Here is a 13,261-nt window from a genome sequence, read left to right on the forward strand (position 1 = left end):
TGTCTGAATTCAAAGGATCAAGTCGTCAAACGGCGCAAGACTTTGCGCCACCGTGCTTGGGCAGGGTGCTTCACGCGCTGGGTGGCGTTGGCCAGTTCCGTGGGGTTGGCGAACACGCGCACTTGCACGGTGTCGCCGGGGTTCAGTGGTGGGTCAAAGTCATGGCGAAAGCCCGCCTTGCCGTGGGCACAAATACCTGCGGCCTGCAAATCAGGGCGGTGGCGCTGCGCTTCGGTGATGGCGCGCAGCTGCCCGTTGACATAGACCTTCACCCGCAGGCACTGCGCACGCGGCGAGAGGTCGGCCACCCAGCCAAAGGTGTGGGTGGGCGTGATGGCATCCACCACGCCGCGAATGGGTTTGTCCCAATCGGTTTCGGTGCTGAGCCGCTGCTGCAGCCCCTGCATGGCCTGCAGCAGGGCAGCACCTTGCGCCTGCGCGTGCGTGCAGGGCAGGTCGTTGGTGTCGTGGATGCTGAAGTACTTCTGCGCGTCCAGCGGCAATGGGTTGGCGCCCTTGGGCTGGCGGCGCGCCACTTTGTCCTGGAATTCCTGGGCGGATTTCAGCACGTAATGGTGCACGCGCAGCGAGCCCGTGGGCTGCAGCGTGAAGGGGCTGGAGCCTTCGGTGGCGGCGGGTTGGGTGAGCGAACTGCTGAAGCGCACGGCTTGCCCATCGGCATCCACATAGCGCCAGGCCGTGCCCAGCGTGGCGTGGTGGATGTGCATGACCTCAACCGCGCTTTGGCGCACCACCGTTTTGATGTGGCGGTTGAAGCCGCGTTTGTGGTCATCGCAGGCCTGCACAAAGCGCTGGGTAACGGGCAGCTCCAGCGCCTGGCGCTGGCCCGCGCTGCCAAAACAGCGCCAGTTCAAGGCCACGGCACCCACATCGGCCGGGGCAAAGGCCGTGCGCAAGACATCGCCCGCGCGCGGCTGGTCTGGCTGGCCCACCAGAAACTCGTCCAGGTCCACAAAGCACAGCAGCGCGTCTTTGGCCACGGGCTGGGCCAGCATGGCGGCGTAGGCTCTGGTTTGAAACTGGGCTTCGTCCCCCCGGTGCAGCACCGTGGCCAGCTGAAGCTGGCTCATGGCCTCGAAAAACTCGGCCGTGCCGTCGCTGCTGCCGTTGTCCGCCACCAGCAGCTGGTCAAAGCCCTGCATCAAATGCCAAGCGGCCCATTCCAGCACGGCGCTGCGTTCGTTTTTGGCAATGGCGCACAACAAGAGCGGCGCGCACGGTGGCGTGGGGGGCTGCACGGCGGGTTCAGTCAAAACGTTGGGCCTGTGCCAGCAGCGGTGCCGCGGCATCTTTGCCCGCGAGTTGGGGGGCTAGGCCACCGATGTCGGCCAGCGGCCACTCGATGCCGATGCTCGGATCGTCCCAGCGCACCGAGCCTTCGGCCTGCGGGGCGTAGTAGTCGGTGGTTTTGTAGAGGAAGTCGGCCGACGCTGACAGCACCAAAAAGCCGTGCGCAAAGCCCGGCGGAATCCACAGCTGGCGGTGGTTCTCGCCGCTGAGCTCCACACCCACCCATTGCCCAAAGCGTGGGCTGCTTGCGCGCATGTCCACGGCCACGTCAAACACACGCCCAGCGGTGCAGCGCACCAGCTTGCCCTGGGCATGCGGGGGCAGTTGGAAGTGCAGCCCACGCAGCACACCGCGCGCCGAGCGCGAGTGGTTGTCCTGCACAAAGGGCAGGGTGTTGCCGGTGGCGGCATTGAAGGCTTGCTGGTTCCAGCTCTCCATGAAGAAGCCGCGCGCGTCGCCAAAGACGCGGGGCTCGATGATCATGACTTCAGGCAGGCGGGTGGGGGTGACTTGCATGGGCGGGGCCTTGGGGCGTTTCAGTACACGCGCTCGTTGAGCAACTTTTTGAGGTATTGGCCGTAGCCGTTTTTCAGCAGCGGCTGCGCCAGGCGCTCCAGCTGCTCGGCACCAATCCAGCCCTGGCGGAAGGCGATCTCCTCGGGGCAGGCCACCTTCAGGCCCTGGCGCTTTTCCAGCGTGGCGATGAACTGACCGGCTTCGAGCAGGCTGTCGTGCGTGCCCGTGTCCAGCCAGGCGTAGCCGCGGCCCATGATCTCAACGCTGAGCTGGCCTTGCTCCAGGTAGCGCGCGTTGACATCGGTGATTTCCAGCTCGCCGCGCGGGCTGGGTTTGATGGAGGCCGCAATGTCGCAGACTTGCTGGTCGTAAAAGTACAAACCTGTCACCGCGTAACTGCTCTTGGGTGCAACGGGCTTCTCTTCGATGGAGAGCGCACGTTGTTGTGCGTCAAACGCCACCACGCCATAGCGCTCGGGGTCGTGCACGTGGTAGGCAAACACGCTGGCGCCTTCGGTGCGCTCATCGGCACGCTGCAGCAGGGGCTGGAAGTCGTGGCCGTAGAAGATGTTGTCACCCAGCACCAGGGCCGAGGGTGCGCCGCCAATGAAGTTCTTGCCCAAGATGAAGGCCTGCGCCAGACCATCCGGGCTGGGTTGCACGCAGTAGCTCAGGTTCAAGCCCCAGCGCGCGCCGTCGCCCAGCAGGGCCTCAAAGCGCGGCAGGTCTTGGGGGGTGGAGATGATGAGGATGTCGCGCATGCCCGCCAGCATCAGCGTGGCCAGCGGGTAGTAAATCATGGGCTTGTCGTACACCGGCAGCAGCTGCTTGGACAGCGCCAGCGTGGCCGGGTGCAGCCGCGTGCCGGAGCCCCCGGCCAGGATGATGCCTTTGCGTTGAGTGGTCATGGTGTCCCTCGGTCAGCCTGATAGATGCAGGCATTGTTGTTCAGCCAGCGTGGCAAATTCTTGCTTCAGCCCAAGGCTTCCGTCAGCATGCGCTGCACGCCGTGTTGCCAGGGCGGCAGGCGCAGGCCAAAAGCCGCCTGCAGCTTGCTGCAATCGAGCCGCGAATTGAGCGGGCGCTGCGCAGGCGTGGGGTAGGCCGTGGTGGGGATGGCCTCCACCGCTTCGGGCTGCACCTTCAGCGCCTCGCCACGTGCTTGCAGCAAGGGCTGGGCAAAGGCCAGCACATGCTGGGCGTAGCCGTGCCAGCTCACCTCGCCGGCTGCGGCCAGGTGGTAGGTGCCGGCCAGCTCGGGCCGCGCACGCGTGGCGGGGATGATTTGCGCCGCCACATCGGCCAGCAGTTCCGCGCCTGTGGGGGCGCCGAACTGGTCGGCAATCACCCGCAGCTGATCGCGCTCGCGCGCTAAGCGCAACATGGTTTTGGCGAAGTTGCCACCGCGCGCGGCATACACCCAGCTGGTGCGCAGAATCAGGTGCTGGCAGCCGCTGGCGCGGATGAGCGCCTCGCCCTCCGCCTTGGTTTGCCCGTACACCGACAGCGGGGCGATGGGCGCGTCTTCCACCCAGGGCGCACTGCCGCTGCCGTCAAACACATAGTCTGTGGAGTAATGGACCAGCAGCGCGCCGCTGGCCTGGGCCACCTCGGCCATCACGCCCACGGCTTCGGCGTTGATGCGCCGCGCGGCTTCAGCCTGCTGCTCGGCCGCGTCCACTGCCGTCCAGGCCGTGGCGTTGACGATCACCTGCGCTTGCTCCTGCTGCAGGCGCAGCCGCAGCGCGGCCAAGTCGCCCACATCGCCCCCGGCGTCACGCCGATCCAGCGCCACCACCTCGCCCAGCGGCGCCAAGGCGCGCTGCAGCTCCCAACCCACCTGGCCGTTTTTGCCCAGCAGAACAATCTTCATGCTGCGCCTTAAGCCTTCGCGCCGTATTGCGTGTCCAGCCACTCACGGTAGGCGCCAGACTGCACGCGCGCCACCCACTCGGGGTTGTCCAGATACCACTGCACGGTTTTGCGAATGCCCGTCTCAAACGTCTCGGCAGGGCGCCAGCCCAGCTCGCGCTCGATCTTGCGGGCGTCAATGGCGTAGCGGCGGTCATGCCCAGGGCGGTCAGCCACGTAGGTGATCAAGCGGCTGTAAGAGCCTTCGCTGCTGGGGCGCAGTTCGTCGAGCAAAGCGCACACCGTGCGCACGATGTCGATATTGGCCTTCTCGTTCCAGCCGCCGATGTTGTAAGTCTCGCCCAAGCGGCCGCCAGCCAGCACCGCGCGAATGCCGCTGCAGTGGTCGGTGACGTACAGCCAGTCGCGAATCTGCTGCCCATCGCCATACACCGGCAGCGGCTTGCCCGCCAGGGCGTTGACGATCATCAGCGGGATCAACTTCTCCGGGAAGTGATAGGGCCCGTAGTTGTTCGAGCAATTCGTCGTCACCACCGGCAAGCCATAGGTGTGGTGCCACGCGCGCACCAAGTGGTCGCTGGCCGCCTTGGAGGCCGAATAGGGGCTGTTGGGCTCGTAGGGGTTGGTCTCGGCAAACGGCGGGTCGGTCGGCTTGAGCGAGCCGTACACCTCGTCCGTGGACACATGGTGAAAGCGAAACGCCGCCTTGGCCTCAGCCTCCAGCCCCACCCAATACGCCCGCGCAGCCTCTAGCAGCGCGAACGTGCCCTCCACATTGGTGCGCATGAAGGCGCCAGGGCCATGGATGGAGCGGTCCACATGGCTCTCCGCCGCAAAGTGCACGATGGCGCGCGGCTTGTGCTGCGCCAGCAACTGGTCCAGCAAGGCGCGGTCACAAATGTCCCCCTGCACAAACGTGTGCCGGGTGTTGCCCTTGAGCGATGCCAGGTTCTCCAGATTCCCCGCGTACGTCAGGGCATCCAGGTTCACCACAGGCTCGTCGCTGTGCTTGAACCAATCCAGAACGAAGTTACTGCCGATGAAGCCGGCGCCGCCGGTGATGAGGATGGTCATGGTGGGATAAATCTTCCGAATTTGGTGTTTAGCCAGAAGTGCACTAACTGAGCGGCTTGAAAGTCCGCGTCCATTGCACTTCATGTGATGGTTGGTGAAGTTTACCTAGTGGTTTCAAAGCTCAAGTGCAACGCCATTGCGTCTGGATACCTCAACTCAGACATCTGAACGTCTGACTGTCAGCATTGATGCACTGCAATATCGGCCGCCCGAACTTCGCTGCCTTACACACCCAGCTTCCAGACTCGACGTAGAAGGGAACAGCGCCTGTAACTACAGCCAGGATCGGAGGGATGAACCAATACGACTCGAATGGAATCAGCTGCGCAGCCCGCCAATTGCCACACCGTGCCGATACGGTGGCAACGGTCAAGGTGGCGGCGCGTAGAGAGGCGATCGCCAAGTGCAGAAGGAAATCCGCAGCTATGCGGGTGGCCGTGGTGACAAATGTGTTGGCGACTATGCGTGGGTTGCCTCGGCGCGGAAAGTCAGGGTTTCGCGGTGGCGGCTCCAATTCGGGTTCAGGTAGGGGTCTGCCGCTGGCGCACCCCAGCGCGCTGCCATGAAGGCCACTTCGGCGCGGTAGCGCTGGGCTTTCTCGGGCGTGTCGTCCATGCCGCGAGATTTGGACTCGTGGTGGTACAGCTCGGCCCAGGGGGTGACGAGGTTGCGGTAGCCAGCGTCGCGCACGCGCAGGCAAAAGTCCACGTCGTTGTAGGCCACGGCCAGGCCTTCATCCAGACCGCCCACGGCGGCGTAGACATCGGCCCGCACCAGCAGGGCGGCGGCGGTGACAGCGCTGACCTCACGCGTGCAGCGCAGCGCTCGGTGGTGGCCTGTGTCGCCCCGAGCGGCGTAGCGGTAAAGGTGGCCGCCCGCATCGCCCATGCCGACGCCCACGCCGGCGTGCTGGATGGTGTCGTCGGGGTAGTAGAGCGTGGCGCCGACGCAGCCCACTTCAGGGCGCAGCGCCAGGCTGACCATTTCTTCAAGCCAGTCGGGGCTGATGACTTTGATGTCGTTGTTGATGAGCCCGATCAAATCGCCCCGGGCCTGGCGCGCGGCCAGGTTGTTGAGGCGGCTGAAATTGAAAGGCAGGTCGTCGCGCAACACGCGAATACGCTCGGGGTGGCTGACTTGCAGCACCTGCAAGTAAGTCAGGGTGTCGGAACTGGAGCTGCCGTTGTCGACGATGAGGATTTCAAAGTGCCGGTAGCTGCTTCGTTGCAGGATGGATTCGACGCAAGGGCGCAGCACGTCCATGCGGTCACGCGTCGGGATGATGAGGCTGACCAAGGGCGGGTTGCTGGGCAGTGGCCAATGGGCGCGGTACAAGCCGGGCTCCACGGTACTGACGCGCACGTGGCGGTTCAAGCTACCAAAGTAGTGCTGCAGGGCGTGTCGGGCGGCGGTGCAGGCAGCTTCATCACCTAGCCGGGCACTGGCGCTGCGGGCTTGGCCCTGGGCAGCGTGGTAAAGGACTTGGGCAATGTGCCGCACTTGGCTCATGGGGGTGCGGGCCAAGCAGCGCAGCAGAAGGTCAAAGCCTTGTGCGGGAGCGTGGTCATCGCGCTGGCCACCGACGCTTTGCGCCAATTGGCGCTGAATAAAAGTGAAGGGCCCGAAATAGGGCTGGGCGTAAAGCAGGTCGGGGGAGCAGGCGGGCTTGAAGTAGGGTTCACAGCGCTGGCCTTCAGGGCTGAACTCGTCTTCGTCGGCATACAACACGGTGCAGGCCGGGTGGGAGTGCAATTCGGCGGCCACGGTGTGCAGGGCGTGGGGGGCCAGGCGGTCGCCCGCACCCACCTCAGCAAGGTGCTGTACGGGCAGGAGTTCCAAAGCTAGGTTGTAGGCATCGGCGCTGTGAGGCTGCTCGTGGGGGATGACGCGCACCGTGCGTCCGACGGAGCGCAAAGCCGCCAGCAGAGGCTCCACGCTGGCGGCTTGGGCGGCGGGCACCAGCAGGGCTAAGGCCCAGTGCAGGTAGTGCTGTTGCTGCAGGCTGTCCAGCGTGGTGGCCAGCGCGGCGGTGTCGGTGCCTGCATCCACCGGTAGCACCAGGCCCAGCTGGGGCGGTTGGGCCCACATGGCATGCAGCGTCTGCTGGTCCTCTGTGCTCGGGATGGCGGGTTGCTCCACCCATTCCATCCAGGCGCTGTAAGTCAACTGCAGCAGGTGCAGAGAGGCAAACAACTCGTTGTAGTGGCTCCAGTGCTCAGTGAGCAGCGTGAGTTCGAAGGACGTGGCGCCCTTGTACGCAGCATGGGCGCGGCGCAGCTTGTCGTGCAGGCGCTTGAGGGCGAACGATTGCGACAGGCGCTGCAGGCGCAGGTGCTTGACGTGCAGCGCGCCCTCGCATTCCATGGGGTCCAGGCGCAGCTTGGCGGCCTGGGGCAGGTAGACCAGGCGTTTGGCCATGCGTCGGTTGCGCAGCGGCAGCAGGTGGCATTGCTGGTCGGTATAGCCCTGGCCGGTGTTGTGAAAGAGCCGGGCCATGGCTGCGCCTGCGGGCAGCTCGCATTGCAGCTCCAGCATGTACCAGCCAGCGGGGACGCTGCGGCGGCAGCGCAGCTGGGGGTCAGCGCCGGTGCTGAGGTAGTGGCCCGGTGTGTCCGTGGCTTGCAGGTCGTGGGCGATTTCAAAGTGACTCAAATCCACGCTGCCCTTGAGGTGGGCATGCAGCACGGCCAGGGCGTCGCGGGCGTCGCCGATGAGGGAACTTGCTTGGGGTGATTGGGGCATTTAGATGGGCACCAGCCCCGGCAAGGGGCTGGAAAAGAAAATCAGAGACAGGACTTAGAGCGCCAGCAAAGCTCGCGCAGCGACTGCAACCTGGTAAATGATTTGCGTCAGGCCCCGAGCCACTTCGATGTTCTTGGTGTCGATGCGTGGCAGCACCAGCACTTCGTCGCCGGGTTGCAGCGCGCCGCGTGGGTTCTCGCTGACGCTGCCGTCTTGGCGCAGGACCAGAATGCGCGCGCCATCGCTGCTTTGGGTGTGGCCTCCGGCGCGGGCGATATAGGCGCTGGCGTTCATACCAGGCTCGTGAACCAGCGCGCTGGGCATGTTGACCTCGCCGCTGATGGTGACCAGGTGCGTGCGCTCAGGCACGCGCAGCACATCGCCGTCTTCCAGCAGCATGGCGCCTGAGGCTTCTGACTGCGCCAGCACCACTTGACCGGTGGGCTGGACGCTTCGCGCGCGCGCAATGTATTGGGTGATCAGCTCCGCCTCACGCACCCGCAGCGCAGACTCTTCGCTGGTGCTGGAGCGAGCCGTCAGCGCGTAGGCTTCCATGCTGCGCAGCGAGGTTTCGAGCAACTCTTTTTGGCGCACCGCCACCGAGCGGCGCATGAGCTGCATGGCTTGCATTTGCGCCTGTGGGGCAGGTCGAATGCGCTTGATGGCGTCAGCCAAAGTGCTGCCGTAGGGCATGACGAGGGTGCGCTCACCCAGGTGCGCGCCCTCAATGCGAACCAGCACGGTGCCGGGGTATTTGTCGGCAGAGAAAGTGACTTCGTCGCCGTCTTGAATTTCGACTTTAGGGCTTTGGCCGACGCTGCTGAGGGCGTGGTATTCGCTGCGCCGCTGACTGCCGGTCTTGCGCACAATGGCCATGTGAGTGGCCTCGGGGCGAGGGCGGGCCACGGCGATCAGCTCTGCGGCACTCAGGGTGGCTTTGCTGAACTCAAAGGTGTAGGCATTGAAGGCCGCCCCCGAGACCTGCACGCTGTGTTGCCTGGGTTTGACCACCAGCGTGTCGCCGTCTTGCAGCTGCAGCGCGGGCATTTGGCCGTGCAGCAAAAAGTCGTAGAGGTTGATTTGCGCACGGGTTTGGCCGCCGCGCATGACGTCCAAATTCAGAAAGCTGCCGCGTTCAGGGTCGATGCCTCCGGCCTTGTCCAGATAGGCGAGCACGGAATCTGAGGAAACACCACCATAGAGGCCGGGCGCGCGCACATAGCCGGTCACGTAAATGCGCACGGGTTGCGCCGCTTCCAGCGAGGCGTAAACACCGACATTGGCGCGGAAGGTGCGTTTCACCTGCGCTTCGACATGTGCGTTGAGCTCGCCGTTGCGAACACCGGCCACGCGCACGGGCCCGACCTGGGGCAGAAAAACATTGCCTTGAGCATCGACGGTGACGACCCCGTCGTGCGTGAATGCACCCCACAAGCGCACCGTCAAGCGGTCACCTGGGGTGATTTGGTGCATGGGATTGAAGCCCGCAAAACTCTCTTTGGCGAAATGCCCTTGAAAGAGGTGGGCACCAAAAACCATGCTGCGTGGCTCAGTGCTGGAAGCCTGTTGTGTGGGGGGCGCGCCAGCAGGCGTTGCTGAGCCGCTTGCTGGCACGACTTGCGGTGCCGTTTGGGCGTTCAACGGGCCGTGCAGAGCCGTCACTGACGCCAAAGCCAATGCGCACAGGGAGAGCTTGAATGGTGAGCGGTGTGTAGTCAGCATGGTGGGTCAGTCGCGGTGTTCGGCAATGGTGGCCAGCGTCAGCTGAGCAACGGCGTACAACAAGAGCAGCACAACCAGGGCTGCGAACAGGTTGTAGAGGCGGCGGGGGTATTCGGCGGTTTCAGCCAGGGTCGGGGCCTCCACCACCACCAGGCTTTTGAGCTTGCGCGTGGCCTCAAGCCGCATGGCTTCAGCCGCAGCCAGCGCGGCTTTGTGCGACTCTTGGGCGAGGCCTACTTGTTGCTTGAGCTGCTCGAATTGCAGGGCGATGGCACCGAGCTTTTTGCTGGCGTCTGCGGCTTGGGTGCCGCGGTTTTGCTCGCTCTGCAGCTGGCTCTTGATGGCAGCGATCTGGTTTTGCAGCGCCTGCACCTGGTGTGCCGAAGGGTGCAGGTAGCCCAGCAGGGTTTTGTGCTCGGCCTCGAGCTTGCTGAGTTGGGCTTGCAGCTCGTTGGTGATGGCACCCGCGGCGCTGGCTTGAGCGGCGGCGTCCAGCACGCGGTGCTGTGCCTGGAACTGCACCAGGCGTGCTTGCGCGTCTTCCAGACGCGCGGTGGTTTTGCCCACCTCAGCGTCTGTGAAGCGCAGCTGCTCCGCGGCCAGGTTTTGAGACATGCGGTTGACGAAGGCCTCGCATTCGCGAAGGATGGTCGCATTGAGGCGGCGCGCGTACTCGGGCTCGAAGCCCTGTGTGCGCAGCGTCAGCAGTCCCGAAATGTCGTCCAGCACGATCTCGACACGCTTGCGGTAGAACTCCAGAAAGTCCTCACGGCTTGCGCTGGTGGGCAGGTAGTGCAGCGGGTCTCGCATGGAGCTCGAGAAGTGCTCGCGCAGCTTCAGTTCGCGGTCCAAGGTGCCCAGCAAGCCTTGCGAATGGATGAAGGTGCGCAGGTACAAAACGTCTTCGCGCAGCAGGGGGCTTACGCCCGGCATGAGCATGGCGGCCATGCCCGAGCGTTCACCGCCAAAGTGCGCGGCCTGTTTGATGGTGACCACCGATTCGCTGGTGAAACGGTCGCGGGCCATGCCCAGGTTGTAGATGAGCACCACGAGCAAGGGCAGCACCAACACCAACAGGGCTGAACGACTTCGTTTGAGAAATTTCAAAATACTTTTCATGAGCGCTTGGCTTGTTGGTAGGCGGCGATGCCTTGCTCGATGTCTTCGTAGGGGGTGGCCTGCCCCTGGTGCAGGTGCACCACGAGCTGGCAGTACTCCCGGACATCGGGCATGGAATGACTCACAAGAATCATTTGGGACTGGGCCATGCGGGCTTTGAAGTGCTCTTTGGCTTTGGCTTTGAAGCTGGGGTCGCCCGTGGACATGACTTCGTCGATGAGGTAGTAGTCAAAGTCAAAGGCCAGGGACAGGCCAAAACTCACGCGCGAGCGCATGCCCGAGGACAAGGTCTTCATGGGCAGGTCGAAGTAGTCGCCAATCTCCGCAAAGTACTGCACATAGCGCACGCGCGCTTTGGTGTCTTCATTGCTGCTGCCATAGATGCGGCAGACAAATTGCACGTTTTCGCGTGCAGTGAGAGAACCTTGAAAGCCTCCTGAGAGGCCCATGGGCCAGGAAATGCTGGATTGGGTGACCACGCGGCCGCTGTCGGGGGTGTCAATCCCCCCGAGCAATCGCATGAGCGTGCTTTTGCCCGCGCCGTTGTGGCCCAGCAGGGCAATGCTCTTGCCGCTGGGGAAGGTGAAGTCCAAGTCGCGAAAGACATAGCGTCGCCCGCGTGGTGTGGGGTAGGACTTGGTGAGACGTTCTAGGCGGATCATGCGCGCCTCACATCACGGTGATGAGGCGCTCGCGCCGCACCCGGTAAAGCGCCATGGCCACGGTCAACACCACCAAGGCCCACAAGGCCAAATAGGCCGCGCTGATGCCGCTGTGCAAGACATAGCCTGGGAAAAAAGCCGAGCGGGTCAACTCCACGCTGTGAAGCAGGGGGTTCAGTAGCAGCCATTCCTGGTAGGCCGGGGGCACCATTTGCAGGGGAAACATGACACCCGAAATCAGGTATAGCGGAAAACTCAGCAAGCGCACAAACACACGCGATTTCGGCAGCCGCGCCGTGGCCACAGCCAACAGCAGGCCCAGGCCAAAGCACAGCAACAGCAGCACGGTGAGCGTGCCCAGCAGTTCCAGCGGGCGTGACGGCGCCGCATGCAGGCCAAACAAGGCAGACATCAAGGCCATGCAGATGGCAAACACCCCCAGCTTGATCGTCACCTCCAGTGCCGCGCGTGCAATCAAGGGGTCGATGGGCTTGACTTGCCGGTAGCCGAACAGGCCGCGGTTGGCATCAATCGCGTCCATCAGCTTGAGTGCCACGCTTTGGAAAATGAAGTAGGGCAGCATCCCTGTAATCAGGAACACGGGGTACTCGATGGAGGGCAAACTGACTTGATGCCAGGCTGAGAACATCAAGATCTGCAAGCCAAGCATGGCACAGGGTTCGAAAAACAGCCAAAGGACTCCAAGCCAGCGGCCGTCAAGCCGCGTCTTGAGTTCACGTAAAAACAGGGCAAACAGCACAGCCTTTTGGATTTGCCAGGAACTGCGCTTTGCCCGCGGTCGTGTGGGCAAAGCGGTCATGCACGCAACCGTTCGTTAGTCTGAGTTGCTGCCGGACGGGCAGGCTTTGGTGCTGTGGTATGCAACTGCAGCGTTCTGCTTGCGCCAGCCTTGTTCAAGGCGGGCGTGTCGGCATAGAAGCTGGCGTTGATCTGGCTGGTGCGCATCAGGATCTTGCGGTAAGCCCGGTACAGGCCCGGATCTACCGGATCAGGGTGCAACCAAAAGCTTGGAAGATCGCCCTGATGCACCAGTCCGGGAATGTTGTAGTGAGCTTCACCAAGGAGGAAGACGGGCGTGCCATGGTGCAGGCTTTGCAGCCCGGTGGTGCTGTTGACCGTGACCAAGCCCCGAGACAGTCGCAGCAGGGTGGGGAGGTGCACGTCGTGCAGAGAAATAACGCGGTCGGCAACGCCGTGCTTGCGGGCTTGCTCCTGGATGTAGGCGCCGTAGTGTCGATAGGCCCTATCCATTGGATGGTGCTTGATGACCAGCGCAGCATCCTTGGGCGCGCATGTTGCAAACGACTCGATGGTGTGTGCAATCACGTCGTGCACATCGTCAAAGGGCGAGTGGTGCTGAATTTGCGCGTCGTTATGAACTTGCAGAGCCAATAGAAAAAAGCGTTGCTCGCTGCGGCACAAGCGCCAAAGCACGTTGCGCTCCGTCACTGAGTGCAGAACTTTTCTCAGCCCGCCGCGCAGCCAACGCAGGCCTTCGCGAAGGGGATGCAAATCCCGATGGAACTGTTCTTTGGGATAGCGGCTGCGGTGCAGATGTCGGGCGATCGCGTAAAGCATGGCGATCGCAGCTGTGCGCCAAAACGTTTGCCCAGCACTATGGGTTTTGGGCAGGTGTTCTCCTACCCTTGCACGGTAGTAGGCATCGTCTCTTGGCATCAGCGAGAGCGCGTTGACACCGCCTCGCTCTAAGGTGATGAAGTTCGGGCGCAAGTAACCCTCTTCGAAGACGTAAATCTCTATGCCCAGTTCTTTCGCGGCTTCAATCGCAACTTTGTGAATGGGTCGGCTTTGTCCGAAGAGCGCAATCGCGTCGATGCGATCTCTATCGACACGTCGATGCAACTCAGCGGTCAACGCCCGCGGGTCATCCACAAAATCTTCGCCGGCAGGGTAATAGAGCCGGTCGCCGCCGTTGAAGTTAAGCTTGAAAACGTCCGCGCCGTTGCCTCGCAGGAAGTCCGCAAGCTTTGAAAAAAATGGCCCCATTGGGCCTTGCAGCAGCAATACGCGGCGCTGCCGCTGCAGCGCGGCAAGTGAACTGGGCGTCATGTGTGGCACCCCCTCCCTGAGGGTTTTCGCCTAGTTTAACTTTTCACCTCCCATGAACCCCCGAGTTGAGGGATTTACTTACATCTTTTGTGCGAATAGCGAATTCACTCACCCCTTTGGTGGGGGTTGCGGGGTGATTGGCGTGATAGCGG

At 63.1% G+C, this 13,261-nt stretch carries 11 protein-coding genes; all 11 read right to left on the reverse strand.

Annotated elements, in window-relative coordinates; translation table 11 throughout:
* Nucleotides 1–17: 17 nt before the first annotated feature.
* Nucleotides 18–1,274 (reverse strand): glycosyltransferase family 2 protein, encoded by a 1,257-nt coding sequence (locus ACG0Z6_RS15955; protein WP_394463215.1) that lies wholly within the window; start codon nucleotides 1,272–1,274, stop codon nucleotides 18–20.
* Nucleotides 1,267–1,827: a dTDP-4-dehydrorhamnose 3,5-epimerase gene (gene rfbC, locus ACG0Z6_RS15960; protein WP_394463217.1), complete on the reverse strand. Its 561-nt coding sequence runs from the start codon at nucleotides 1,825–1,827 to the stop codon at nucleotides 1,267–1,269. The genes ACG0Z6_RS15955 and rfbC overlap by 8 nt, the downstream gene beginning before the upstream one ends.
* A gap of 20 nt (nucleotides 1,828–1,847) precedes the next feature.
* Nucleotides 1,848–2,735 (reverse strand): glucose-1-phosphate thymidylyltransferase RfbA, encoded by an 888-nt coding sequence (gene rfbA, locus ACG0Z6_RS15965; protein ID WP_394463219.1) that lies wholly within the window; start codon nucleotides 2,733–2,735, stop codon nucleotides 1,848–1,850.
* Between the two features lie 65 nt (nucleotides 2,736–2,800).
* Nucleotides 2,801–3,700, reverse strand: coding sequence for a dTDP-4-dehydrorhamnose reductase (gene rfbD / locus ACG0Z6_RS15970; RefSeq protein WP_394463221.1), 900 nt, complete (start codon nucleotides 3,698–3,700; stop codon nucleotides 2,801–2,803).
* An 8-nt stretch (nucleotides 3,701–3,708) separates the two neighbouring features.
* The gene (gene rfbB, locus ACG0Z6_RS15975; protein WP_394463223.1) at nucleotides 3,709–4,773 is read right to left on the reverse strand and encodes a dTDP-glucose 4,6-dehydratase; all 1,065 of its coding nucleotides are present in this window, start codon (nucleotides 4,771–4,773) and stop codon (nucleotides 3,709–3,711) included.
* 459 nt (nucleotides 4,774–5,232) lie between these two features.
* Nucleotides 5,233–7,515: a glycosyltransferase family 2 protein gene (locus ACG0Z6_RS15980; RefSeq protein WP_394463224.1), complete on the reverse strand. Its 2,283-nt coding sequence runs from the start codon at nucleotides 7,513–7,515 to the stop codon at nucleotides 5,233–5,235.
* Between the two features lie 54 nt (nucleotides 7,516–7,569).
* On the reverse strand, nucleotides 7,570–9,054 hold the full coding sequence (locus ACG0Z6_RS15985; protein WP_394463225.1) for a polysaccharide biosynthesis/export family protein: 1,485 nt from the start codon (nucleotides 9,052–9,054) through the stop codon (nucleotides 7,570–7,572).
* Nucleotides 9,055–9,243: 189 nt separating this feature from the next.
* Entirely contained in the window at nucleotides 9,244–10,356 is a 1,113-nt protein-coding gene (locus tag ACG0Z6_RS15990) for a KpsE/RkpR family capsule polysaccharide export protein (RefSeq protein WP_394463227.1), read from the reverse strand.
* Entirely contained in the window at nucleotides 10,353–11,018 is a 666-nt protein-coding gene (locus tag ACG0Z6_RS15995; RefSeq protein WP_394463229.1) for an ABC transporter ATP-binding protein, read from the reverse strand. The genes ACG0Z6_RS15990 and ACG0Z6_RS15995 overlap by 4 nt, the downstream gene beginning before the upstream one ends.
* A 7-nt stretch (nucleotides 11,019–11,025) precedes the next feature.
* Entirely contained in the window at nucleotides 11,026–11,838 is an 813-nt protein-coding gene (locus ACG0Z6_RS16000; RefSeq protein WP_394463231.1) for an ABC transporter permease, read from the reverse strand.
* The gene (locus ACG0Z6_RS16005; protein ID WP_394463233.1) at nucleotides 11,835–13,109 is read right to left on the reverse strand and encodes a capsule biosynthesis protein; all 1,275 of its coding nucleotides are present in this window, start codon (nucleotides 13,107–13,109) and stop codon (nucleotides 11,835–11,837) included. Before ACG0Z6_RS16005 ends, ACG0Z6_RS16000 begins: the two co-directional genes overlap by 4 nt.
* Nucleotides 13,110–13,261 lie beyond the last annotated feature (152 nt).

Origin of the sequence: Roseateles rivi, from assembly GCF_043555845.1 — a bacterium.
In the GTDB taxonomy this organism is placed as follows: domain Bacteria; phylum Pseudomonadota; class Gammaproteobacteria; order Burkholderiales; family Burkholderiaceae_C; genus Roseateles; species Roseateles rivi.

What these genes read in the sequence shown, in the direction of transcription:
- ACG0Z6_RS16005 (WP_394463233.1), bottom strand. Translation starts at nt 13,109, where the DNA reads ATGACGCCCAGTTCACTTGCCGCGCTGCAGCGGCAGCGCCGCGTATTG.
- rfbA (WP_394463219.1), bottom strand. Translation starts at nt 2,735, where the DNA reads ATGACCACTCAACGCAAAGGCATCATCCTGGCCGGGGGCTCCGGCACG.
- ACG0Z6_RS15990 (WP_394463227.1), bottom strand. Translation starts at nt 10,356, where the DNA reads ATGAAAAGTATTTTGAAATTTCTCAAACGAAGTCGTTCAGCCCTGTTG.
- ACG0Z6_RS16000 (WP_394463231.1), bottom strand. Translation starts at nt 11,838, where the DNA reads ATGACCGCTTTGCCCACACGACCGCGGGCAAAGCGCAGTTCCTGGCAA.
- rfbB (WP_394463223.1), bottom strand. Translation starts at nt 4,773, where the DNA reads ATGACCATCCTCATCACCGGCGGCGCCGGCTTCATCGGCAGTAACTTC.
- ACG0Z6_RS15985 (WP_394463225.1), bottom strand. Translation starts at nt 9,054, where the DNA reads ATGGTTTTTGGTGCCCACCTCTTTCAAGGGCATTTCGCCAAAGAGAGT.
- rfbD (WP_394463221.1), bottom strand. Translation starts at nt 3,700, where the DNA reads ATGAAGATTGTTCTGCTGGGCAAAAACGGCCAGGTGGGTTGGGAGCTG.
- ACG0Z6_RS15995 (WP_394463229.1), bottom strand. Translation starts at nt 11,018, where the DNA reads ATGATCCGCCTAGAACGTCTCACCAAGTCCTACCCCACACCACGCGGG.
- rfbC (WP_394463217.1), bottom strand. Translation starts at nt 1,827, where the DNA reads ATGCAAGTCACCCCCACCCGCCTGCCTGAAGTCATGATCATCGAGCCC.
- ACG0Z6_RS15980 (WP_394463224.1), bottom strand. Translation starts at nt 7,515, where the DNA reads ATGCCCCAATCACCCCAAGCAAGTTCCCTCATCGGCGACGCCCGCGAC.